Origin of the sequence: Paraburkholderia acidiphila, assembly GCF_009789655.1 — a bacterium.
Lineage (GTDB): Bacteria > Pseudomonadota > Gammaproteobacteria > Burkholderiales > Burkholderiaceae > Paraburkholderia > Paraburkholderia acidiphila.
The window spans coordinates 760737-783412 of the sequence record NZ_CP046911.1 but is presented as its reverse complement, the minus strand read 5'-3'; the positions used below and the strand labels follow the sequence as shown (position 1 = coordinate 783412).

18 protein-coding genes, 2 tRNA genes and 3 rRNA genes are annotated in these 22676 nt (G+C 60.2%); 8 read left to right on the top strand and 15 right to left on the bottom strand.

Annotated elements, in window-relative coordinates:
* Positions 1–7: 7 nt before the first annotated feature.
* From FAZ97_RS27745 to FAZ97_RS27735, 3 genes are read right to left on the bottom strand one after another with little or no spacing between them, the layout of a single operon-like run.
* Positions 8–622, bottom strand: a complete 615-nt coding sequence (locus tag FAZ97_RS27745; RefSeq protein WP_158761859.1) for a hypothetical protein — start codon at positions 620–622, stop codon at positions 8–10.
* A 47-nt stretch (positions 623–669) separates the two neighbouring features.
* Positions 670–1455 (bottom strand): molybdopterin-dependent oxidoreductase, encoded by a 786-nt coding sequence (locus FAZ97_RS27740; RefSeq protein WP_158761857.1) that lies wholly within the window; start codon positions 1453–1455, stop codon positions 670–672.
* A 6-nt stretch (positions 1456–1461) separates the two neighbouring features.
* The gene (locus tag FAZ97_RS27735; protein WP_158761856.1) at positions 1462–2055 is read right to left on the bottom strand and encodes a cytochrome b/b6 domain-containing protein; all 594 of its coding nucleotides are present in this window, start codon (positions 2053–2055) and stop codon (positions 1462–1464) included.
* Between the two features lie 583 nt (positions 2056–2638).
* Here FAZ97_RS27735 and FAZ97_RS27730 point away from each other — a divergent pair.
* On the top strand, positions 2639–3298 hold the full coding sequence (locus FAZ97_RS27730; protein WP_325073246.1) for a YceI family protein: 660 nt from the start codon (positions 2639–2641) through the stop codon (positions 3296–3298).
* 149 nt (positions 3299–3447) lie between these two features.
* Here the strand turns inward: FAZ97_RS27730 and rrf are convergent.
* From rrf to FAZ97_RS27695, 7 genes are all read right to left on the bottom strand, one after another.
* Positions 3448–3561, bottom strand: a 5S ribosomal RNA gene (rrf, locus tag FAZ97_RS27725).
* A gap of 171 nt (positions 3562–3732) precedes the next feature.
* Positions 3733–6611: ribosomal RNA gene (locus FAZ97_RS27720) — 23S ribosomal RNA — on the bottom strand.
* A 288-nt stretch (positions 6612–6899) separates the two neighbouring features.
* Positions 6900–6974 (bottom strand) — tRNA-Ala (locus FAZ97_RS27715).
* Positions 6975–7018: 44 nt separating this feature from the next.
* Positions 7019–7095, bottom strand: a tRNA-Ile gene (locus FAZ97_RS27710).
* A 67-nt stretch (positions 7096–7162) separates the two neighbouring features.
* A 16S ribosomal RNA gene (locus FAZ97_RS27705) occupies positions 7163–8694 on the bottom strand.
* The 16S, 23S and 5S rRNA genes sit together here with 2 tRNA genes alongside, the layout of an rRNA operon.
* 355 nt (positions 8695–9049) lie before the next feature.
* Positions 9050–11323 carry an EAL domain-containing protein gene (locus FAZ97_RS27700; protein ID WP_158761854.1) on the bottom strand — a complete coding sequence of 758 codons (2274 nt, stop codon included), beginning with the start codon at positions 11321–11323 and terminating at the stop codon, positions 9050–9052.
* A 352-nt stretch (positions 11324–11675) separates the two neighbouring features.
* A complete protein-coding gene (locus FAZ97_RS27695; protein ID WP_158761853.1) occupies positions 11676–13889 on the bottom strand; it encodes a glycoside hydrolase family 3 C-terminal domain-containing protein in 2214 nt (737 codons plus the stop codon).
* A gap of 508 nt (positions 13890–14397) precedes the next feature.
* Here FAZ97_RS27695 and FAZ97_RS27690 point away from each other — a divergent pair.
* Complete coding sequence (locus tag FAZ97_RS27690) at positions 14398–14835, top strand: carboxypeptidase regulatory-like domain-containing protein (RefSeq protein ID WP_158761851.1); 438 nt, start codon at positions 14398–14400, stop codon at positions 14833–14835.
* Between the two features lie 120 nt (positions 14836–14955).
* Here FAZ97_RS27690 and FAZ97_RS27685 read toward each other — a convergent pair whose 3' ends face one another.
* Positions 14956–15870, bottom strand: a complete 915-nt coding sequence (locus FAZ97_RS27685) for a LysR family transcriptional regulator (protein ID WP_158761849.1) — start codon at positions 15868–15870, stop codon at positions 14956–14958.
* A 235-nt stretch (positions 15871–16105) separates the two neighbouring features.
* On the opposite strand from FAZ97_RS27685, the gene FAZ97_RS27680 reads away from it, so the two are divergent.
* Entirely contained in the window at positions 16106–16969 is an 864-nt protein-coding gene (locus FAZ97_RS27680; protein ID WP_158761847.1) for an NmrA family NAD(P)-binding protein, read from the top strand.
* Positions 16970–17096: 127 nt separating this feature from the next.
* Complete coding sequence (locus tag FAZ97_RS27675; protein ID WP_158761846.1) at positions 17097–17810, top strand: GNAT family N-acetyltransferase; 714 nt, start codon at positions 17097–17099, stop codon at positions 17808–17810.
* 13 nt (positions 17811–17823) lie between these two features.
* Here FAZ97_RS27675 and FAZ97_RS27670 read toward each other — a convergent pair whose 3' ends face one another.
* Positions 17824–18789, bottom strand: a complete 966-nt coding sequence (locus FAZ97_RS27670; protein ID WP_158761844.1) for a GlxA family transcriptional regulator — start codon at positions 18787–18789, stop codon at positions 17824–17826.
* 109 nt (positions 18790–18898) lie between these two features.
* On the opposite strand from FAZ97_RS27670, the gene FAZ97_RS27665 reads away from it, so the two are divergent.
* From FAZ97_RS27665 to FAZ97_RS27655, 3 genes are all read left to right on the top strand, one after another.
* A complete protein-coding gene (locus tag FAZ97_RS27665; protein WP_158761842.1) occupies positions 18899–19192 on the top strand; it encodes a hypothetical protein in 294 nt (97 codons plus the stop codon).
* A 171-nt stretch (positions 19193–19363) separates the two neighbouring features.
* On the top strand, positions 19364–19738 hold the full coding sequence (locus tag FAZ97_RS27660) for a BON domain-containing protein (protein WP_158761840.1): 375 nt from the start codon (positions 19364–19366) through the stop codon (positions 19736–19738).
* Between the two features lie 144 nt (positions 19739–19882).
* Positions 19883–20191: a hypothetical protein gene (locus FAZ97_RS27655; RefSeq protein ID WP_158761839.1), complete on the top strand. Its 309-nt coding sequence runs from the start codon at positions 19883–19885 to the stop codon at positions 20189–20191.
* Between the two features lie 169 nt (positions 20192–20360).
* Here FAZ97_RS27655 and FAZ97_RS35275 read toward each other — a convergent pair whose 3' ends face one another.
* Together FAZ97_RS35275 and FAZ97_RS27650 are read right to left on the bottom strand one after the other, a co-directional pair.
* Complete coding sequence (locus FAZ97_RS35275; RefSeq protein WP_199272174.1) at positions 20361–20537, bottom strand: hypothetical protein; 177 nt, start codon at positions 20535–20537, stop codon at positions 20361–20363.
* Between the two features lie 163 nt (positions 20538–20700).
* Positions 20701–20973: a hypothetical protein gene (locus tag FAZ97_RS27650; RefSeq protein ID WP_158761837.1), complete on the bottom strand. Its 273-nt coding sequence runs from the start codon at positions 20971–20973 to the stop codon at positions 20701–20703.
* Positions 20974–21204: 231 nt separating this feature from the next.
* Here FAZ97_RS27650 and FAZ97_RS27645 point away from each other — a divergent pair, with 231 nt between their 5' ends.
* Positions 21205–22062: a substrate-binding domain-containing protein gene (locus FAZ97_RS27645; protein WP_158761835.1), complete on the top strand. Its 858-nt coding sequence runs from the start codon at positions 21205–21207 to the stop codon at positions 22060–22062.
* Between the two features lie 45 nt (positions 22063–22107).
* Here FAZ97_RS27645 and FAZ97_RS27640 read toward each other — a convergent pair whose 3' ends face one another.
* Positions 22108–22593 (bottom strand): VOC family protein, encoded by a 486-nt coding sequence (locus FAZ97_RS27640; RefSeq protein WP_233271850.1) that lies wholly within the window; start codon positions 22591–22593, stop codon positions 22108–22110.
* Positions 22594–22676: the final 83 nt, after the last annotated feature.

Genomic DNA, 22676 nt, shown 5'->3' with positions numbered 1-22676 from the left:
CTGTCGCTTACATGGGCGGGACGACGCCGTCCTTTTCGACCACCACGCGCAGCGCGGCATACGTGCCCTGTGCCGCCGGCTTCGCGACCACGAAGACTTGTTTGCCCGGCGCCAGATCCGAGCGCGCCGCCGGCATGAACGTGACGATGGGTACATTCGGCGGCACCGTGACCTCATTGCTGCCGCCCTTGTACGACAGCTTCAGATTGCGGCCGTCCGTGCCCTGCACGACGGTATCGACATTCGCATTGGTCATCGTGCTATTTGGGCCGAGGTCCCACGCGTAGTGGCCCTCGCCCGTGCCGCGTGCGGCTTCCGGGAAGACGACGACTTCCGTCGCAGTCAGCTTGCCGTCCGTGCCCGTTGTCGCGGCCGTGCCGACGAACGTGCCCGGCTTGATGTCGGAGAGTTGCATCGCCTTGACGGCCGACACGGGAACATTTTCCGCGAGGGCGATCGAGACCGTATCGCCACTGCGGCGGTGGACCTTGAGAACATCGCCGTCGAGAGACACGATATTGCCGCGAATACGCGTTGGCTTCGCATCAGGCGTTTGTGCCAGCGCGCCGCCGGCAAGCGCCATGGCGACAATGGCCGCGCCAACTTTCAGTCGAATGGTCATGAATACTCCGTTTAGCAGATATGCGTTGAGGAAAGGTCGATTGCACTTCAGGAACCGCCAAACCAGTTGTATCCCTGGTTCTCCCAATAACCGCCGGGATACTCGTTCGTCACGGTGATTGCGACGATGTGCTTGGGATTTTTATAGCCGAGTTTGGTCGGCATCCGCAGCTTCGCGGGAAAGCCGTATTTCGGCGGCAGCACGTCCCCGTCGTAGGTCAACGTCAGCAACGTCTGCGCGTGCAGCGCTGTCGGCATATCGATGCTGGTCCAGTAGTTATCGGCGCAATGGAGCGCGACGTACTTCGCAGTCGTGTCCGCCCCCGCGCGACGCAGGAACTCGGAAAAACGCACGCCGCCCCAATGTCCTATCGCACTCCATCCCTCGATGCAGATATGACGTGTGATCTGACTTTCCTGGGGCATCGCTTGCAGTTCGCCGAGCGTCCACGAGCGTTTGCCGTTCGCGAGACCGCCCACCTGAAGCCGCCAGGTCGCGGGATCGACTTCCGGTACGTCGTCGATGTCGTAATACGCGTTGAACGGGAACGGCCGCGTAATCATCGACTCCGGGTACGTCGGCGCCATCTTGTTGGGATCGAAGAGCAGCGCCTGCACGCGGTCGTTGAAGAACGACATCTTGCGCAGCATGGTATTCACCGACTTGTCGTTCGACAGATCGCAGCCCGAGAGCATGGCAATGCCGCCGAGCGTGAGGATCTGTCTGCCTAGCAATCTGCGCGCGGGACTCTTCAATTCGCTGCGCGCGTCCTTGATGATCGAATCCGCGTTCGAGACGAGAAAGGCATTGGGTTGTTTTTTGCCGGAGCGCATGAGCGATTACCGTCCGCGAATCATGAGCAGCAGCGAGCGCGGCACGAATGCGACCATCACGACGTGCACGACAAAGAACGCTACGAGAACGCTCATGGCGAAGAAGTGAACGACACGTGCGTTGTCGTATCCGCCCATCAGCGTTCGCAACAAGGGGAACTGCACCGATTTCCAGACCGCCAACCCGGAAAGGATCACGATCGCGATATCCGCGATAACCACCACGTATGCCAGCTTCTGAACGGCGTTGTAGCGCGCCAGATCCTCGTGCTTCAGCTTGCCGCGCAGCGCGGCAGCAAGGTCCCTTGCAAGCGCCCCGAAACGGATCGGCAGGAGCTTTCTCCAGAGCCGCTTCGAAACGATATTGAGGGACATGTAGACGAGATAATTCGCGACCAGCAACCACATGATCGCGAAGTGCCACTGCAATGCGCCACCCAGCCAGCCGCCCAATGTGATGCCCGCGGGAAACTTCAGTCGCGTAAAAATGGGCGAGGCGTCGTAGATCTGCCAGCCGCTTGCCACCATCAGCACGACCGCCACTGCGTTGATCCAGTGTGTCGTGCGGACCCAGAGAGGCTGAATTATCGTTCGGCTCATTTGCAGGCTTCGTGGAAGTGATTCGTCTGGATCTGACCGGGCTCGATCGTTCCGAGGTCGCACCGTATGGGTGGGTAAACCTCGCAAGTGCGCCCCTATTCCACTGCTGCCGAGAATATTTTTCTTACAGTTATCCAACAAGACGTGTCGACGTTCAAACGCGGCGGAATAAAGGGTGCATGCGGAGCGTTTTCCCGGTGTCCGCGATACGTCGCGTAATACGGGTGACTTGGGGGCGTGCGCTTGATGCTCACAGCGCTACAGTCCTGCGGCGTTGGCAGCATTACGTAAGCGCGCTGGGCGACGATTGCGTTTCCGGTGTGGCTTCAGGCTTCGGCGATCCGGAGTTGCGTGCGGCGGCGCTCGGCACCGGCATTTGCGGAGCAAGCCGACCTCGCTTACGTGGTCTACGCGCACAAGCGGCGTTGTCGGTCGAGGTGAATGCCACGTCGTCGCACGTGCAGTTGGGCAAACGACCCCACGGGCTACGTACTCTCAGCCCGGATGGACGAGGGTAAATTGCGTGCGATAGCTGTCGATCTCGGCAGCGCGCCTGGCGGACATCGCGATAAGCGGAGGTAGCGTGCTGGATTGTCACCCGATCGGTCGACGTGGCGTGTCCATCGGTCGTCTAAAACCACGCGCAGTCGCGATCGCGACGTTTGCCTGCGCTGCGTGTGTGGCTTCAGGGGTGGGTGCCGATCCGGTCGACACGTCTTCGCCGCTGGCACAGTATCGACTCGATACAGGCCATTCGGGTGTTACGTTCGACGTCACGAACGCGTGGCACTCGAGTCTCACGATGCGTTTCAGCCGCATAGGCGCTGAACTCGATGGATTCGAGGGCGTGGCTTCAGGCCGGGTCATGGTGACGATCGACGCGACCAGCCTCGAAGCGAACGCGCCGTTTGTCACCGGAATCGTCGAAGGCGGTGGCATGCTGGACGTGATGCACTATCCAGACATCCGTTTCGTCAGCACTCGCCTTGTCCGGACCGGTCCGCTTAGTTGCCTTTTGACAGGTGACCTAACGATCCGCACGACGACGCGTCCTGTCACGCTCGCTGTCACCTTCGACGCAGACCCGCACGCGCCGCCGGGCACTCGCCAAACGCTGGCCTTCTCCGCCGACGGCCACTTCAGCCGTTCAGCTTTCGGGCTCACGAACTGGTCCTCCGCTGTCGGGGACGACGTACACATGAGCATCCGTGCGGAATTCGTCAGGGAACGTGCGGATCCGTGAATTGATGCTGGGAGAAGGCTGACGACCTGCGCTCTGATCGTAATCGACGTGCAGAGTGTTTCGTCAGGGCCGGGATTTACGACGCCCCAACGCCAGAACCCCGGTTCTCTTTCGGAGACACCGGGGTTCTGGACGTTACTGCATAAGGAGCCTGACGATTACCTACTTTCACACGGGCAATCCGCACTATCATCGGCGTGGAGCTGTTTCACGGTCCTGTTCGGGATGGGAAGGGGTGGGACCAGCTCGCTATGGTCATCAGGCATGACGGGTTGCTGCGTCGCGCGGGTTCTGGTTAAACCTGGCGCCACAGCCAATCGGGAAGAAGCGTAAAGAGGTGTTGCTGAATTGGGGTTGTGTTGTTTCTGGCACAACACCGATCTCTCAACCTGTGCGTCCTGCTCTCCACTGCGGGAGCGAGGCACACCTGTTATAGGATCAAGCCTTACGGGCAATTAGTATCAGTTAGCTTAACGCATTACTGCGCTTCCACACCTGACCTATCAACGTCCTGGTCTCGAACGACCCTTCAAGGGGATCTAGTCCCCGGGGAAGTCTCATCTTGAGGCGAGTTTCCCGCTTAGATGCTTTCAGCGGTTATCTCTTCCGAACATAGCTACCCGGCGATGCGACTGGCGTCACAACCGGTACACCAGAGGTTCGTCCACTCCGGTCCTCTCGTACTAGGAGCAGGCCCCCTCAAACTTCCAGCGCCCACGGCAGATAGGGACCAAACTGTCTCACGACGTTTTAAACCCAGCTCACGTACCTCTTTAAATGGCGAACAGCCATACCCTTGGGACCGGCTACAGCCCCAGGATGAGATGAGCCGACATCGAGGTGCCAAACACCGCCGTCGATATGAACTCTTGGGCGGTATCAGCCTGTTATCCCCAGAGTACCTTTTATCCGTTGAGCGATGGCCCTTCCATACAGAACCACCGGATCACTATGACCTGCTTTCGCACCTGTTCGACTTGTGGGTCTCACAGTCAAGCACGCTTATGCCATTGCACTATCAGCACGATTTCCGACCGTACCTAGCGTACCTTCGTACTCCTCCGTTACCCTTTGGGAGGAGACCGCCCCAGTCAAACTGCCTACCATGCACTGTCCCCGATCCGGATCACGGACCAAGGTTAGAACCTCAAACAGATCAGGGTGGTATTTCAAGGACGGCTCCACGGAAACTAGCGTTCCCGCTTCACAGCCTCCCACCTATCCTACACAAACCGGTTCAAAGTCCAATGCAAAGCTACAGTAAAGGTTCATGGGGTCTTTCCGTCTAGCCGCGGGGAGATTGCATCATCACAAACACTTCAACTTCGCTGAGTCTCGGGAGGAGACAGTGTGGCCATCGTTACGCCATTCGTGCAGGTCGGAACTTACCCGACAAGGAATTTCGCTACCTTAGGACCGTTATAGTTACGGCCGCCGTTTACCGGGACTTCAATCAAGAGCTTGCACCCCATCATTTAATCTTCCGGCACCGGGCAGGCGTCACACCCTATACGTCCACTTTCGTGTTTGCAGAGTGCTGTGTTTTTATTAAACAGTCGCAGCCACCAGTTTATTGCAACCCCTTCACCCTTCTGGCGCAAGCCAGTCAAGCTACCAGGGCGTACCTTATCCCGAAGTTACGGTACCAATTTGCCGAGTTCCTTCTCCCGAGTTCTCTCAAGCGCCTTAGAATACTCATCTCGCCCACCTGTGTCGGTTTGCGGTACGGTCACTGTGAAACTGAAGCTTAGAGGCTTTTCTTGGAACCACTTCCAGTTGCTTCTTCACCTAAGTGAATGGCCTCGCACCCTTGAATTCCGCGCCCGGATTTGCCAAAGCGCCTTCTCCAATGCAAGGACCGGGACTTCCAACACCCGGACAACCTTCCGCGATCCGTCCCCCCATCGCATTTCACAATGGTGCAGGAATATTGACCTGCTTCCCATCAGCTACGCATTTCTGCCTCGCCTTAGGGGCCGACTCACCCTACGCCGATGAACGTTGCGTAGGAAACCTTGGGCTTACGGCGAGGGGGCCTTTCACCCCCTTTATCGCTACTCATGTCAGCATTCGCACTTCCGATACCTCCAGCACGCTTTTCAACGCACCTTCGCAGGCTTACGGAACGCTCTCCTACCATGCACATAAATGTGCATCCGCAGCTTCGGTATATGGCTTAGCCCCGTTACATCTTCCGCGCAGGACGACTCGATCAGTGAGCTATTACGCTTTCTTTAAAGGGTGGCTGCTTCTAAGCCAACCTCCTGACTGTTTTAGCCTTCCCACTTCGTTTCCCACTTAGCCATATTTGGGGACCTTAGCTGGCGGTCTGGGTTGTTTCCCTCTTGACACCGGACGTTAGCACCCGATGTCTGTCTCCCGTGATTGCACTCTTCGGTATTCGGAGTTTGCTATGGCGACGTAATCCGCAATGGACCCATCAACCATGACAGTGCTCTACCCCCGAAGGTGATACACGAGGCACTACCTAAATAGTTTTCGGAGAGAACCAGCTATTTCCAGGTTTGTTTAGCCTTTCACCCCTATCCACAGCTCATCCCCTAACTTTTCAACGTTAGTGGGTTCGGTCCTCCAGCACGTGTTACCGTGCCTTCAACCCGCCATGGATAGATCACCTGGTTTCGGGTCTACACCCAGCGACTGGACGCCCTGTTCGGACTCGCTTTCGCTACGCCTGCCCTATTCGGTTAAGCTTGCCACTGAATGTAAGTCGCTGACCCATTATACAAAAGGTACGCCGTCACCCCTTGCGAGGCTCCGACTGTTTGTATGCATGCGGTTTCAGGATCTGTTTCACTCCCCTCCCGGGGTTCTTTTCGCCTTTCCCTCACGGTACTGGTTCACTATCGGTCGATCACGAGTATTTAGCCTTGGAGGATGGTCCCCCCATCTTCAGACAGGATTTCACGTGTCCCGCCCTACTTGTCGCATACCTAGTTCTTCCATTCCGCCTTCGCCTACGGGGCTATCACCCACTATGGCCGCACTTTCCAGAGCGTTCGGCTGACGGTACAGATAAAGAATGCAGGCTGGTCCCATTTCGCTCGCCACTACTTTGGGAATCTCGGTTGATTTCTTTTCCTGCGGTTACTTAGATGTTTCAGTTCACCGCGTTCGCTTCACATGACCTATGTATTCAGTCATGGATACTCCATTCGGAGTGGGTTTCCCCATTCGGACATCTACGGATCAAAGCTTGTTTGCCAGCTCCCCGTAGCTTTTCGCAGGCTACCGCGTCCTTCATCGCCTGTGATCGCCAAGGCATCCACCACATGCACTTGTTCGCTTGACCCTATAACGGGTGTGTCTCTTCCGATTCACATCCGCTACAGGTTGAGTATTCGTGTTGCGCCGTATTTCAAGGCAATCTTTCGATCACTTAAAAATACATTGATACAATCACAACCCTGATTCACCTACTCATGCCCATCTCTAGACATTTTTGGATGAATCTCTTTACTACTTCTTCCTGATTGTTAAAGAACGACAGCCGATACGTTTTCACATACCGCTCTGACTGGCTCAATCGCCAATGCGTAATCCCCGGTTTGTGTTTCACCGGACACTAGGCATTGAGGATTGGTGGAGGATGACGGGATCGAACCGACGACCCCTGCTTGCAAAGCAGGTGCTCTCCCAGCTGAGCTAATCCCCCAGTCACACATACTCGAGGGATCATTTCGCCTTATGCAGACAAAGTGGTGGGTCTGGATGGATTCGAACCATCGACCCCCGCCTTATCAAGACGGTGCTCTAACCGACTGAGCTACAGACCCCTGAGTCTGTCTTTCTTACAGCCGACAAGTGTGAGCGCTTAAAACGCGTGTGAGCGATGAGCTCTGGAAAGGAGGTGATCCAGCCGCACCTTCCGATACGGCTACCTTGTTACGACTTCACCCCAGTCATGAATCCTGCCGTGGTGACCGTCCTCCTTGCGGTTAGACTAGCCACTTCTGGCAAAACCCACTCCCATGGTGTGACGGGCGGTGTGTACAAGACCCGGGAACGTATTCACCGCGGCATGCTGATCCGCGATTACTAGCGATTCCAGCTTCACGCAGTCGAGTTGCAGACTGCGATCCGGACTACGATCGGTTTTCTGGGATTGGCTCCACCTCGCGGCTTGGCAACCCTCTGTTCCGACCATTGTATGACGTGTGAAGCCCTACCCATAAGGGCCATGAGGACTTGACGTCATCCCCACCTTCCTCCGGTTTGTCACCGGCAGTCTCCCTCGAGTGCTCTTGCGTAGCAACTAGGGACAAGGGTTGCGCTCGTTGCGGGACTTAACCCAACATCTCACGACACGAGCTGACGACAGCCATGCAGCACCTGTGTTACGGCTCCCTTTCGGGCACTCCCACCTCTCAGCAGGATTCCGTACATGTCAAGGGTAGGTAAGGTTTTCGCGTTGCATCGAATTAATCCACATCATCCACCGCTTGTGCGGGTCCCCGTCAATTCCTTTGAGTTTTAATCTTGCGACCGTACTCCCCAGGCGGTCAACTTCACGCGTTAGCTACGTTACCAAGCCAATGAAGGCCCGACAACCAGTTGACATCGTTTAGGGCGTGGACTACCAGGGTATCTAATCCTGTTTGCTCCCCACGCTTTCGTGCATGAGCGTCAGTATTGGCCCAGGGGGCTGCCTTCGCCATCGGTATTCCTCCACATCTCTACGCATTTCACTGCTACACGTGGAATTCTACCCCCCTCTGCCATACTCCAGCGATGCAGTCACCAATGCAGTTCCCAGGTTAAGCCCGGGGATTTCACATCGGTCTTACATCACCGCCTGCGCACGCTTTACGCCCAGTAATTCCGATTAACGCTCGCACCCTACGTATTACCGCGGCTGCTGGCACGTAGTTAGCCGGTGCTTATTCTTCCGGTACCGTCATCCCCCTGAGGTATTAACCCAAAGGATTTCTTTCCGGACAAAAGTGCTTTACAACCCGAAGGCCTTCTTCACACACGCGGCATTGCTGGATCAGGCTTTCGCCCATTGTCCAAAATTCCCCACTGCTGCCTCCCGTAGGAGTCTGGGCCGTGTCTCAGTCCCAGTGTGGCTGGTCGTCCTCTCAGACCAGCTACGGATCGTCGCCTTGGTGGGCCTTTACCCCACCAACTAGCTAATCCGCCATCGGCCGCCCCTATAGCGCGAGGCCCGAAGGTCCCCCGCTTTCATCCGTAGATCGTATGCGGTATTAATCCGGCTTTCGCCGGGCTATCCCCCACTACAGGACACGTTCCGATGTATTACTCACCCGTTCGCCACTCGCCACCAGGTGCAAGCACCCGTGCTGCCGTTCGACTTGCATGTGTAAGGCATGCCGCCAGCGTTCAATCTGAGCCAGGATCAAACTCTTCAGTTTAAACCTGTTACTGTTTTCGGTTCTCTCGAACCGGTCGCTCACTCAAAGCTGACAGGTCATTGAATAAATTCAAAAACCTGACTTACTTTAGTGTGAGACTCTTGATACTTTTGCTGCTCCCGGCTTCATTCCGAAGAACGAATCCGGGTCGCCACCGCATCAAGCGCCCACACTTATCGGCTGTAAATTTTTAAAGAGCAATTCGTCTTAATCGCTTCGTTTTCGTTCGCAGCGATCAGCGAAGGAGGCGAATTATGCGGGTCATTTGGGATATCGTCAAGCGACTTTCGAAAAATTATTTTGAGGGTCGCTACGCCGACTATTTAGAGTCGCATCGCCTCGGCAACCGCCATGTTTAAGCGCTGACGGTCTCGGCCACTCTCTCCGGAAGCGGCTCGGGCAGCCCGACACAAAACCCTTGCGCGTAGTCGATGCCAATCCCGCTGAGGCGTCCGATGATCGCCTCGCTTTCCACAAATTCGGCGATGGTCGCCTTGCCTGCGGCGTGGGCCACCTGGTGAATCGACTGGACGATCGTCCGATCGAGGTCGCTGCTGGCAATGCCGCGCACGAAACTGCCGTCGATCTTCAGGTAGTCCACGGGCAGCCGCTTCAGGTAAGTGAACGAGGACATGCCCGAGCCGAAATCGTCCAGCGCGAATCGGCAACCGAGCGCGCGCAGACTCTCCATGAGGGCAATCGCTTTCGACAGATTGGTGATCACGGCTGTTTCCGTGATCTCGAAGCAAACGCTTTCAAAGCTGATCCCGCAGCGTTGCTGCTGCTGCACGATATATGCGAGCAAGTCCTCGTCGCCGAGCGACGCGCCGGAGAGGTTGATCGACCAGACATTTGCTGCAAGCTGGCCCGCCGCGATGGCTTCGAACGCACGGCCGATCACCCACCGGTCGACGAGGGGCATCAAGTTGAAGCGCTCGGCCGCCCCGATGAAGTACGCGGGGGCAATCACTCCGCCCGACTCGTCAACCATGCGTAACAGCAACTCGACGTGCACTTCCTCACCGGCGGCGCCCTCTTTAAGCGACTTGATCTGTTGCGCGTACAGACGGAACCGGTCGTGCTCGAGCGCCGCCTTTACGCGGGCCACCCACTCCATCTGCGTATGAGTGGTCGACTGAAGCTGATCTTCGAGGCAGTAGCGATGCACACGGTTGCGGCCTTTTTCCTTGGCCATATAACAGGCGACATCGGCCGCCTTCATGATGTCCCATGTCGAGGTCTGCGTGACGTCTACGTCCACGACGCCAATGCTCACGCCGGTCGTCAGCAAACGCTGGTCCCATGGCAGGCGAATGACCGTCACGGCCTCCCGCAGATCCTCCGCGACCCGCAAGGCGTCGTCGATGCAGCACTCCGGCAGCACGACACCGAATTCATCGCCACCCAGGCGCGCGAGGATATGCGCGGCCCGCAGTTGCTGCTTCAAGGCGTTGCCGACGCTGCGAATCAATTCGTCGCCGGCCGCGTGGCCGCACGTATCGTTGACGACCTTGAACTGATCGAGGTCGAGGAACATCACCGCATGCGGGCGCGCCCCCGCCTTCGCGAGCAAGCCCGATAGTCGGCGTTCGAATTCGCGGCGATTCAGCAAGCCGGTCAAATGATCGTGCGTAGCCTGATATTCGAGTTCGGCAGCGTGCTTGCGCTCCGTGCTGGCGTCTCGAAGCACCATGACCGTGCCCAGCATTTCCTCTTCGGCGTCGCGGATCGTCGCCACGGAACACGCCACGGGCAAGAGCGAGCCATCCGGGCGCGTCACCGAAAGTCTGCTCTGCGCGTCGTTGGCCGCCGCTGCGCGGTTGTGCAGGCATTGAGCGGTGACGATATTGCCGGAGCGCTCGTCGTAGAGATCGCAAACGTCGAACAGCGGCTTCTGGTAGATGTCGTGCGAGGCACGTCCGAGCATGCGCTCGGCGGCGGCGTTGCAATAGGTCACGCTCGCCTCGTTGTCCATGCGGATCACACCGTCATCGATCGAAGCAAGCGTCGCTTCAGTGAGGCTTTTTTCCTTCGCGGCGGCCGCCTCCGCGCGTTTGAGCTCCGAGATATCGAAGAGGCACCCAACGATGCGCGTCGCCCGCCCGCTCTCATCGCGTATGGCCTTGCCGCGCCCCCGGCACCACAGGTATTGACCATCGGCCATTCGCAGCCTGTACTCGACATCGTAGAGGCTGTCATGCTTCAAGTGATTGACGATAGTCTCGCGCAAGTGGAGTAGATCCGCCGGATGCACGAGTGCGTTGAAAGCGCGGGTGTCCATCGGGAGGTCGCCGTCGCCATAGCCGAGTTGCTGGTACAGATAGCGGGAATAGTAGGCACGGTCGCTCACAAGGTCCCAGTCCCATAGTCCGGCATTGATGCCTTCGAACCCGAGGCTAAGGCGCTCTTCGCTCAAACGCAAACGGGCGCCAAGGCGCTGGGCGACGCGCAGCAGCAGCACCGTCGTGCAAGCGAGCACCATCGCGAGCCACACGGCTGCGGCGCGGGCGTGCTGCGCGAGCACGGCCGCCGCCACGGCACTCACCCACGCAGGGACGAGCGCCACAACGATTCGACCGCGGCGGTTGCCTTCGGTAAGCCAGTTCACTGCGCGTGTGATCAGTCTCATGGCTGATTTAGTATTCTTCTTGGTTCAGCTTCCATGCGTCGCGTGCGCGTGGCACTACGAAACAGCGTCACAGTGTGTGTCTGAAAAACGCGCAAACGGAGGAAGGCCCACGGACGGGTGGGTCAGTTTATCCGGTTTCCCTATTCAGAATGAATGGGGATTACCCGCGGGAGTCAATTACGTTTGCGGGAATTGGCGTTCGCATGCTTGCGTGCGCGAATGATAGATACGGAAAGATTGGCGAATAGAATTTTGAATCGGCTCGCAAACGTTCGCGAGCCGAGCATTCTCACGTTTTGAAGCATGGAGGCTGCTTATGCACCCTCCATGCAGCCTCCATGTACCCGCCTGATTATCGGCTCTGCAGGCGAATATCGCGCGAAGATGCACCCACATAGACCGCGCTGCCAGGCACATAGGCCCAGTCGCTACGCGTCGTGTCCCAAACGCTCTGCGCGCGCTCGGTAATCGTCACACGCACCGGCTGCGACTGGCCCGGCTTCAGGAACACTTTCTGGAAACCCACCAGACGATGCGGCGGCTCGCCGGCGTAGCTCACGCCCAAATACACCTGTGCCGTTTCCGCACCGGCCACGCGGCCATCGTTGCGCACCGTGAACGACGCCGTGAGCGTATGCCCCGGCCCCTGCTTCACCGTCAAACCCGAATAGCTGAAGTGCGTATACGACAGGCCATAGCCAAACTCGTAAAGTGGCGTGATGTTGTTCGCGTCATACCAGCGATAGCCCATGTTCAGCTTTTCGGCGTAGACGGGATCGGTCGCGAAGGCGCCGTTCGTCCCCCACGTCGGAGTGTCCTGATCGCGCACCGGGAACGTGACCGGCAGCTTGCCCGAAGGGTTCACCTGACCGAACAGCACGTTCGCAATCGCCTTGCCGCCGCCCTCGCCCGGATACCATGCCTCGACGATCGCCGCGACCTGGTCCTTCCACGGCATCAGCACCGGATTGCCGCTCTCGATGATCACGATCGTACGCGGATTGGCCTTCGCAACGGCCTCGACCAATTGATCCTGATTCGACGGATTCGCGAGGCCCAGGCTTTGCAGATCGCCGAAGTCCTCACCCGCAGGCTGCGCCACGACGACGATCGCGACGTCCGACTGGCTCGCGAGCGTCGCGGCCTGGGTGATTTCCTGCTGCGTATAGGCGCGGAACGGTTGCGTCTGGTCGGTGTTGCCCGCGAAGCTCACCTGCGCCGAAGGCGCGAGTTGCTGGATCGCTTGCGTGATCGGCGTATTGAGCTTGAGCCACGGGTTGGTCCACCATCCGCAGCCCGTGGACGAAGCGAACGTGAGTCCGCCGCAGCCCGAGAAGTTGCCCGTCACCGGATCGCGCGTGTTGCCCGAACCGCCGCCGCTCAGCACGGCCGTATCGGCATGTGCGCCGATCACCGCGATCTTGCGCAGGCTCGGCGCCGCAAGCGGCAACTGGCCGTTGTCGTTCTTCAGGAGAACGATGGATTGCTCTTCTGCGGCCTGCGTGAACGCGTTGTACTTCGCGAAGTCGATCGTGGCGCCGCCCTGGGCCGGATGATCCAGCACGCCGGTACTGATCATCACATAGAGCTTGCGTCGCACCATGTCGTCCAGACGGTCCTGCGAGACGGCCTTCGAGGCGATCGCCTGCTTGACCAGATCGGGCGTGAGGTAGACCGTCGGGCCCACGTCCTCTTCCTCGTCGAGACCCGCGTGGATCGCCGGGGCCGTGCTATGCGTCGCGCCCCAGTCCGACTGCACCTGGCCCTGGAAGCCCCAGTCCTTCTTCAGCACGTCGGTCAGCACATGCGTGTTCTCGCATGCGTAGGTGCCGTTCAGGCGGTTATAGCTGCACATCACGCTGCCCGGCCGCGCTTCCTTCGCAGCGATCTCGAACGGCAGCAGATAGAGTTCGCGCAGCGTGCGCTCATCGATCTGGCTGTTGCCGCCCTGCCGCCCCGTTTCCTGTTCGTTGCCGACGTAGTGCTTGATCGTGGCGATGACCTGCTGGCTTTGCGTGCCGATGGTGCGCGCCGCCAGCATTTCGCCCGCCAGCACGGGGTCTTCGCCGAGATACTCGAACAGGCGCCCGCCGCGCGGTTCGCGCGCCAGGTTCGTGCCGCCGCCCAGACCCATGCCGAATCCTTGCTCGCGCAACTGGTCGGCTATGCGCGCGCCGAAGTCGCGCGCGAGATACGGGTCCCAGCTTGCCGCGAGCGCGATCGTCGCCGGAAAAGTCGTGCTCTTCTGGCTCGTGCTGCCAGAGCCCGTTGCGGAATCAACCATATTCAGATCGGGAATGCCCAGACGCGGCACGCCTTGTATATAGCCGGCGCCGCCGCCGGGCACGGCGCTCATTTGATATTCGGAATGGATGAACTGGAGTTTCTCGTCCTGTGTCATGCGTTTGACCAGCAAGTCCGCGCGTACGTGCGCGCCGAGATTCTGGGGGACGGCCATCAACGGCATCGGCAATGGATAAGGTACGTCGTTGCTGCTGTCGCCGGCATGGGCGGTAGCGGCCATCGCAACCAGTACGGCGGCGGTGGGCCAACGGGTGATCCTCATATGTCTCTCCGGGAGTTCGAATACGTTTTGGAGTACTGATCAGAGCGGTGAACAGGGTCTGGCAGAGCGGCCGGCCGCATCAGGCGCCGACTAACTTTCTGCGGGGGAAACGGGTTGAGCCACTACGCGCAAACGTTTGCTTGCGTGCTTGTGTGCCGGGCTCATCCGTTGATGTAGCAAAACTCCAAATAATCATACAAAAACTATTGAGTAGCCTTACGGGCTTTTATCTCAGTATTTTCCCGGCTGGCGGTAGCTAACACGCATGAAAGGTGCGAAGTCGACAGTTAAATGTAATGTTCGAGTAACGAGATTGTTGTGAATACAACGGAAAATCGGCAATCGATGTGATTGGCATGACGCTCGCGAATACGCAGCGCGTCCAGTGGATGCGGCGTACAGTGCGCATCGCGTGCCGAAAAAAGGCTACTCTGTTGAGCGGCCAGCGCGAGCGGCGGTGCTCGCGCTGCCGCGCGCGAAATCGACATCACTGTAAGGAGTGAGCACGATGGAAAGGCAACGCAAGGCTCCCCGAATCGCTTCGACCCTGCTCGTCGCGGCGTGTGCATTCGCGCTGGCAAGCGGCGCACTTGCGCAATCGGCCATGCCACAAACGGAACAGCAAGGCGACATTTCATTCGTGTCCGGCGGGGTTGGCCGCGACGAGTCCACGGCGCTGCGGCACGCGCGCAGCCAGTGGCCGCTCTCGCTGCTGTTTACCGGTCCCGGTTCGAGCTATGTCGCGGACGTGCAGGTGCAGATCACCGGCGCCGGCGGCGCGACCGTGCTCGACACGCGTTCGCATGGTCCGTACATGCTCGTGCGGCTGCCCAGCGGCCGCTATACGGTCAGCGCCACTTATAACGACGTCACGCGGACGCAGCGCGTGAACGTCGCCGGCAACGGCAGCGCGCGCGCGACGTTCTCGTTTCCGCACAAGCATTGAGCGCGCATCGTGCCGGGATGACTCGCGAGGCAACGGCGCTCCCGTTGATGCGGGAGCGCCGGCTGCGGGCACTCGTGCCAACGATCCGGGCGCAACGCGTGCCGCCGAGCGGTATCGGAATCAATGCGCCGCGGCCCATTCGACGATGAAGTCGATGAAAGCGCGCGTCTTCGCGGGCATGTATTGGCGCGAGGGATAGTAGACGTACAGCGGAAAGCGTTCGTCAGGCCAGTCGGGAAAGAGGTTCACCAGGCTGCCATCGGCAATCAACGGCTCGGCGCCGAGAAGCAGCATTTGCGCAATGCCGGAACCGGCCAGACACGCATTGAGCAATGCGCCCGGATCGTTCACGGTCAGCCGCCCAAGGTTCGCCACCACGATGTGCCTGCGCTTGCGATGGAACTCCCAGGGATAGGGCTTGCCGGTTTCGGGGTCGCGGAATTCGAGGCACCGGTGAGCGGCGCCTTCGAGATCTTCGGGACGCAGCGGCCTTCCCCGGCGCGAGAGGTAGGCCGGAGCCGCGACCGTCACCACGGCGGTATCGAGCAGCTTGCGGGCGACTAGCGTGGACGATCTCGGCTTGCCGAAGCGCATCGCGACATCGAAGCCCTCCGCCACCAGGTCGCCGAGACTATCTCTCGCGATAAGTTCGATCTCGAGTTCGGGATGGGCGTCCATGAAACGGTCGAGTTGCGTGCCGAGAATCGCGCGATAGCACACCGGGTCCAGGTTGACCCGAAGCCTGCCCCGCACCGCCGACGCATTGCCAGATGCCGCAATCGCCGCTTCCTCGAGCCCCGCGAGATGCGGGACGACCTGTTCGTAAAAGCGGCGGCCCCCTTCCGTGAGTGAAATCGATCGCGTCGTGCGATTGAATAGACGGATATCGAGCCGCTTTTCCAGCCGCGCAATCGCGCGGCTCACGCCAGGCGGCGACATGCCGAGCACGTCCGCCGCGGCGGCGAACGTCCCCGCGTCGACGACGGCGGCAAACACGCTGATCGCGCCGGAAATGTTCTCGAGTGTCGTTCTCAATGTCGTCGTTCAATCGCAGCCAGTGCGGCGGCCCGTGGCAGCCTTTGGCGATGAGGGATCGGCAATCCGATTCGTGCGCGCGAGTCACTGATCTCGTACCCTGCGCGGCATTTAGCTTCGGTCGCCGTGCGTCCAGAATGCGTCTCACCGAAACGGAATCAAACGGCATCAGGCAACGCGTGACTTCCTGTTCGGGCTTTTCGACAATCTCGTCGGCGCATTCGGAGGGTTTCAAGTGTACGCAATTACAGGCATTACCGGAAAAGTGGGCGGCGCGCTCGCACGTGCGCTGCTTGCCTCGGGGCAACCGGTGCGAGCGGTCGTGCGCGACGCTGCGCGCGCCGCGTCGTGGCAAGCTCAGGGATGCGAACTGGCCACGGCAAGCATGGAAGACCCCGCAGCGCTTACCGCTGCGTTCAGCGGCGCGCAGGGCGTGTTCATCCTGCTCCCACCGCAGTTCGATCCCGCGCCTGGCTTTCCGGAATCTCGGGCGGTCATCGAAGCCGTGTGCGCCGCGATCCGTAACGCGCAGCCCGGCAAAGTCGTTTGTCTCTCGACGATCGGCGCACAGGCGCAAGAAAGCAACCTGCTCTCGCAACTCTCGTTGATGGAGCAGGCGCTTGCTGCGCTGCCTCTGCCCGTAACCTTCCTGCGGCCCGGCTGGTTCATGGAGAACGCCGCGTGGGATGTCGCGGCCGCGCGCGACGACGGCGTGATCGAAAGCTACCTGCAGCCGCTCGACCACCGCGTGCCGATGGTCGCGACCGCAGACGTCGGGCGCATCGCCGCTGAACTGCTCCAGCAAACGTGGAGCGGCACACGCGTGACCGAACTGGAAGGACCGCGCCGCGTGAGCGCGAACGACATCGCTTCCGCGTTTGCCCGTGTGCTTGGCAAGCCGGTGCGCGCGGTGGCGGTGAACCGGCGGGATTGGGAATCGCGCTTTATCTCGCAGGGCATGCAGCATCCCCAGCCACGTATGCGCATGCTGGACGGATTCAACGAGGGCTGGATCTGCTTCGACAAGCCCGCCCATGAAATCGTCCGCGGGCAAGTCGAACTGGACACCGTGCTCGATGCGCTGGTAAAGGGTGCGTGATGGGTGCGTGACGCATGGCATTGGCGCGATTGACGCCAAAGTTGGCGCGTTCGGCCGTGGTCCGCCGAACGCGCCGCGTCTAGACTATCGTCCCAAACCATCCACATTCTCCAAGGAAGCGCGAATCATGCTCGATGTGCTGGCAACGAAACCCACGGGCAGCACGCCTGCGCTGGACAACACCGTATGGCACGCGCTCACCGGCCGCCAGCGCCAACTTGCCGTTGGGAACGATCGCGCAATACGGTATGCGCCCGCCGTTGCCCCTTTCGCGGCGTTAGCGGACGCCACGCCCGCATCGTTCGACGCCTTGCGAGGACTGATCGAAGAACATGCCCCCGTTGCCCTGACCACACTGGATGCCGTGGAGCCTCCCGCCGGCTTCGCGCTGATCAGGCATGCCACGCTGCTGCAAATGGTCTGGCAAGGCGCGCCGCATGCCCCAAATGCGCTGGAGCATGTGCAACTCACGGAGCGTGACGTGCCGGAGATGCTCGCGTTGGCCGCAGCAACGCAGCCCGGCCCGTTTGGTCCGCGCACCATCGAATTCGGCGGCTACGTTGGCGTACGCAGAGAAGGCAAGCTCGTCGGCATGGCGGGCGAGCGCATGAAGATCGAAGGCCACGCCGAAATCAGCGCCGTGTGCGTGGACCCGGCCTTTAGGGGGCAAGGGCTTGCGGCGGGTCTCATGAAGCTGCTGATGGCGGCGATCTGCGCGCGCGGCGAGACACCCTTCCTGCACGTGCTGACCTCGAATCACAGTGCTATTTCGATCTATCGCGCGCTCGGATTTGTCGAGCGCCGCGAAATGCATCTCACGGTGCTCGGCCTCTCGCCCTAAAAAGGCCGCACCGTTACAACAAGTCGGCACGCAGTTCCCGCACCCCTCTTCCCAACCGCTGCCGCAACAGGCTGCGCAGCGTCGCGCCGTCGCCGTAACCGACTTCGGCCGCAATTCTCTCCAGGTCGAGCTTGCCGCTGCGCAGCAGCGACTGCGCATGCTCGACCCGCAAGTCCTGAAAGTACGCAAGCGGCGACTTGCCGAGCACCTCCTGGCACCGGCGCTGCAAGGAGCGCGAGCTGGTGGCCAGCGCCTTTGCGGCGTCCTGCAGCGAAAATCCCGACCTGAGATTCTTCCTTGCCCATTGTTCGAAGCGCTGAATGAGCGGATCGGCTTGCGCCAGATGATTCGGGATGATGTACGGCGCCTGCGAAGAGCGGATGTCGGCCAGCAGATAGCGCGAAACGAGCGAAGCCAGTTCCGGGCTCGCAGACCGGATCAGCCAGAGCGCGAGATCGAGATGCCCCATGGCCGCGCCGGCCGTCACGCCGATATCCGAAGGCACGAGCATGCGCGATTCGTTGAGCTGCACGTGCGGATAGCGCTGCCGGAAGAACGGCGCGAGTGCCCAGTTGGTGGTGGCTTCGCGGTGATCGAGCAGCCCCGCCTCGGCAAGGATGAACGTCCCGACGCACGACGCGCCGACCCGCACGCCCCCTGCTTGCCATTCGAGCAAACGCGCCATGGCCTGTCCGACGTCCGCGCGCTCGAACGACTGCAGCAGCTCCTGCGGCGACAACGTCACCAACGCGGGCACGATCACCCAATCCGGCTTCATGTCCTGCGCGACCGGCTGCACCGGCACGGCCAGGCCGTGAGCCGACCGCACCCGCTTTCTCACCCCCACGAGCGTAACGTCGAAGCGCGGCACGCCGCCCATGGTCGCCGCCGAAAGCTTGTTTGCGGCCGAGAACGCGTCGAGCGTGACGGAGAGCCCGGTATCGAACACGCCATCGAGAGCCAGTACAGAAATTCGCATGGCGTAAATGCCTCTAAAGTTGTCGTTTGTGACAGTACAGCCGACGAGACCCCAACGATACACTCAATCGCGTTGCAAGTCGCAACACACATTGAACACGGAGGTTGTCATGAAGGTTCTCGCCATTGGATCGATCGTCAAGGAACTCACGCCTGCACAGCGCGACGAGATCATGCCGCACGAAGTGCCGGCCACGCTCAAGCTCTACCTGGATGGCAAAATCGAGCAGTACTGGTTCCGCCAGGACAAGCCGGGCGTGGTGTTTCTCATGAGTTCGGGCGCGGTGGACGAAGTGAAGGCCACGCTGGATACGCTGCCGCTCGTCGAGGCCGGCATCCTCGCGTTCGATCTGCTGCCGGTGGGCCCGCTCGCGCCGCTCGGCTTGCTGCTGCAAGGGAAATAAGCGCAACGAAGGAGGCGCCGTCCACGCATGCCCCCTGTGTTGCCGGCGACCTCCTGGCAGCCTTCTTCTCCTCGCCAGAGATTTCACCTACAACGTACTGATCCGCCGCTTGTTTTCAGTACTGTCTGGCGGCTGTCGGGAAACCTGGAAAACCTGGCATAGGGAAGAAGGATGAAAACTAACAGCAAACGCCAAATCGTCCGCACGCTGGTCTTCGTGGCCATCGCGAGTTGCGCGGGTTATGCGCACGCGCAAACGGCCGCGAGCGCGCCTGGCGAGACATCCGCCCAAGAAGGCGCGCCCGCACAATCGGGCCGGTCGGACAGTGCGCTGGTGCGTGACGTGCGCCGCGCCTTCACGCGCACAACGGGACTGAATTTCGCCAACATCCACGTCACGGCGCATCACGGCGTCGTTTCGTTGACGGGGTCGGTACCGCATCAATCGCAGATCGCGCGGGCCGGCGACGCGGCTGGGTCGGTAAGCGGCGTCACGTCGGTGTCCAACCACTTGACCGTACGCACGGCACGCAGCAGCGGGCCTTGATTAGCGGGACTGGGAGCGGGCTGTCACGAGCCAGGCGGTGCGGTAAGCACCGGCGCGTGGAAGGCGCCCGGCGCCGCCAACGGTGCGCTACCACCCGCGCAGCGAACGGACTACCATTGAAGTCTCGTCTCGAGGGTGACGGCTATGGCTACCTATGGTGTCGACGGCGTACGCATCAGTTCCTCAACGGACCGGGTAACACACGTGCGCTGGGCGCTAATCGACCCCCAGACGCACGACTGGCTCTCGACACCCGCCATCTCCGAGGTGGCGGCCGTCACGCACGACATCCGCTCGGGCGCAGTGGTTTATTCGGTATTTACGCTGGGCGGCATGCGATTTCTCGGCCCGAAGATCAAGCCGGTGCCGCATCCCAACGGGGTCGATGGAATCGATCTGGAAGTGCCGGACGGCAACGTCGAAAAATCTATCGACGATCTACCGCGCATCTAGCGGTTCGTCGAGGTCCGTGCTGAATGCCGGAAGAAAGCGGCCGAAAAGCGCGATGCGCCCCTGCCCGGCGCGCATCTGCCGCTTGTCGTCAACCCCGCCTCGGTTGATCGAATCGTTCGGAATGCAGAGTATGTGAATGTGGATCGGCGGCCATTAAAAAAAGCCGCCGTCAGTTATAGCCCAATATCGCCGACGTAGCGACGTCGGCGCGGTCACTGGGGTTGCCGACCAGCGCAACGGTGGGCTCGTGCAACAACGCACGATACGGGTGCTCATAAGGTTCGTTCGCGGAATCAGCGTCGCTCTGCTCGAACGCCTGGCGGTGGGCATACTCATGGTTATCCATGATCGTCTCCTGATTGTAGGGTCTATTTGTTCGACCAATAGGGGTCCCTACACACCGATTGCGCAAGTTTGGTGCCGCACCCGCCACTTCTGCCGCGGCGTGTGGACCATCGCGCACCGCCATGCGGCCACGCGCCATGTCCCCAAATCGCCGTGCCCGGCTATTACGAAGTCGTGAGCTTGAGGTTCGGACGCAAGTCGTGCGTAACCGCTTCACGCTGCCCTTTTCGCTGATCTGACACCTGTTCGATGCCCGCCTTCAGCACCTCCTCGCAAAAGGCGATTCGCGTGCGGTAATACTCGGCCTGCAGTTGCGCATCCAGAACCCGCTGTTCAGCCTGGAACAGCGCCATGCGCAATTCACCCAGCGCGCGTTGAGCCTGCTTCTCCGGCGTTGCGGCATTGTGGGCAATCAAGTTTGAAAGCCAATGCAACATGGATAAGCCCCCCTGTCTTCGATTTCACGCTTCGCACGCGTCAAGTTTGATAACTGCCCGAACTGTCGCTGGGAAAAGACTATCAGAGGCGAAGAAAACCAGTGTGTGCACAAACGAACGTGTTGTATAAACGATGCAAAACGGTCGCAATACGACGCACTTTCATCGCGCGCTTTCGTCACACGCTTTCATCGCAAATGGGGATCGATGCATGTCCGCGCCGGGTTGGCCATGACTATCCACAAGCTGAGGCTTTGCATACTCGCGTTCTGCGTATCGCTCGCTTTGCTCGGCCCCTGCGCGTGTCTGGCGGACCCGGTCAAGGTCATGATGTCGGGCTGGTTTGCGCCCGCGTATCGCGAGTTAGGTCCACTCTTCGAGGACGAGACCGGCAATACCTTGGTCACGGTCTGGGGGGCCGCGGCGGGCACGGCCCTCACTGCCATTCCCGTGAGGTTCGCGCGCGGCGAGTGGGCCGATGTGCTGATCGTGGTCAGCTATGCGCTCGACGATCAAATTCACGCGGGCAATGTCGTGCCCGGCAGCAAGGTGGACTTCGCGCGCTCGCCCATCGGCATGGTGGTGCGCGAGGGTGCGCCGAAACCGGACATCAGTTCTGTCGACGCCTTGCGCCGCACGCTGCTCGAAGCGAAGTCGATTGTTTTCCCGCAAAACGCGAGCGGCGCGTATATCGCCAACGAACTGTTTTCGCGTCTGGGCATTGAAGGGCGTGTGAAAAGCAAGAGCCGCATGGTTCCCGCCGACCGCGTCGCCACTGTCGTTGCGAATGGCGATGCGCAGATCGGCTTTCAGCAGGTCGTGGAACTGTTGCCAGTGAAGGGAGTGACGGTGGTCGGCAGTTTGCCCGCGGAATTGCAGAACTACGTCGTGTACTCCGGGGGCGTCGCCACCACTGCGAAAAATCCGGCTGGCGCAGAGGCGCTGATCCGCTTTCTGTCTTCGCCGGATGCGGCACCCGCAATCATGCGCAGCGGTCTCGAACCGATCACGGCGCCGCAACCTCAGTTGCCGCTGCCGTTGCAACCGCCGCAGCAGCAGCAACCACAAACTCCGCAACAGTCGAACTGAGCGAAGCCGCAGTGCTGCCGTCAAGCCATCGTCGGCAACCGACCTTTAGCTCGGCGCCATCCCTTTTTCCGCCAGTTCCTTTTTTGCGCTTTCGTTCTTGGTCAAATGCGTGAGGCCCATGCCGCGCAGAACGTTCGGCGCCTTGGTGTACTGAATATTGTCATAGCCCACGATCTCGATGCGATTGCCCCAGGGGTCGCGAAAATCCAGAAACGGACCGCCGAGCAACTCGACGCCCGCCGCCTTGAGGGCGGCCCGCGCGGCCTCCTTGTCATCGACAACGAGGCCGACATGCCGGCCGTCGTCGGCGGCCTGTTTGCGTCCCGCCTGCAACGCGATGAATTGATCGCCGAGATCGATGAAGGCCATCGTCCTGCTCTTGCCGCGCAACTGAAAGTCGAAGATGCGACCATAGAACGCCAGCGCTTCCTCGATATCGCCAACTTCCAGCGCGACGTGGTTGAAGCCGATCGCGCGCGGCTTTGTGGTTGCGGTATCAACCATTTCACTTTCCTCCTGCAATCTGTGCATTGCGTTCGCAGACTCGCCTGCAACCGACTTCCCGGTAAGACACATCAAGTATGGCAATTGAAGGCGCCTCACACCAGCCTGTC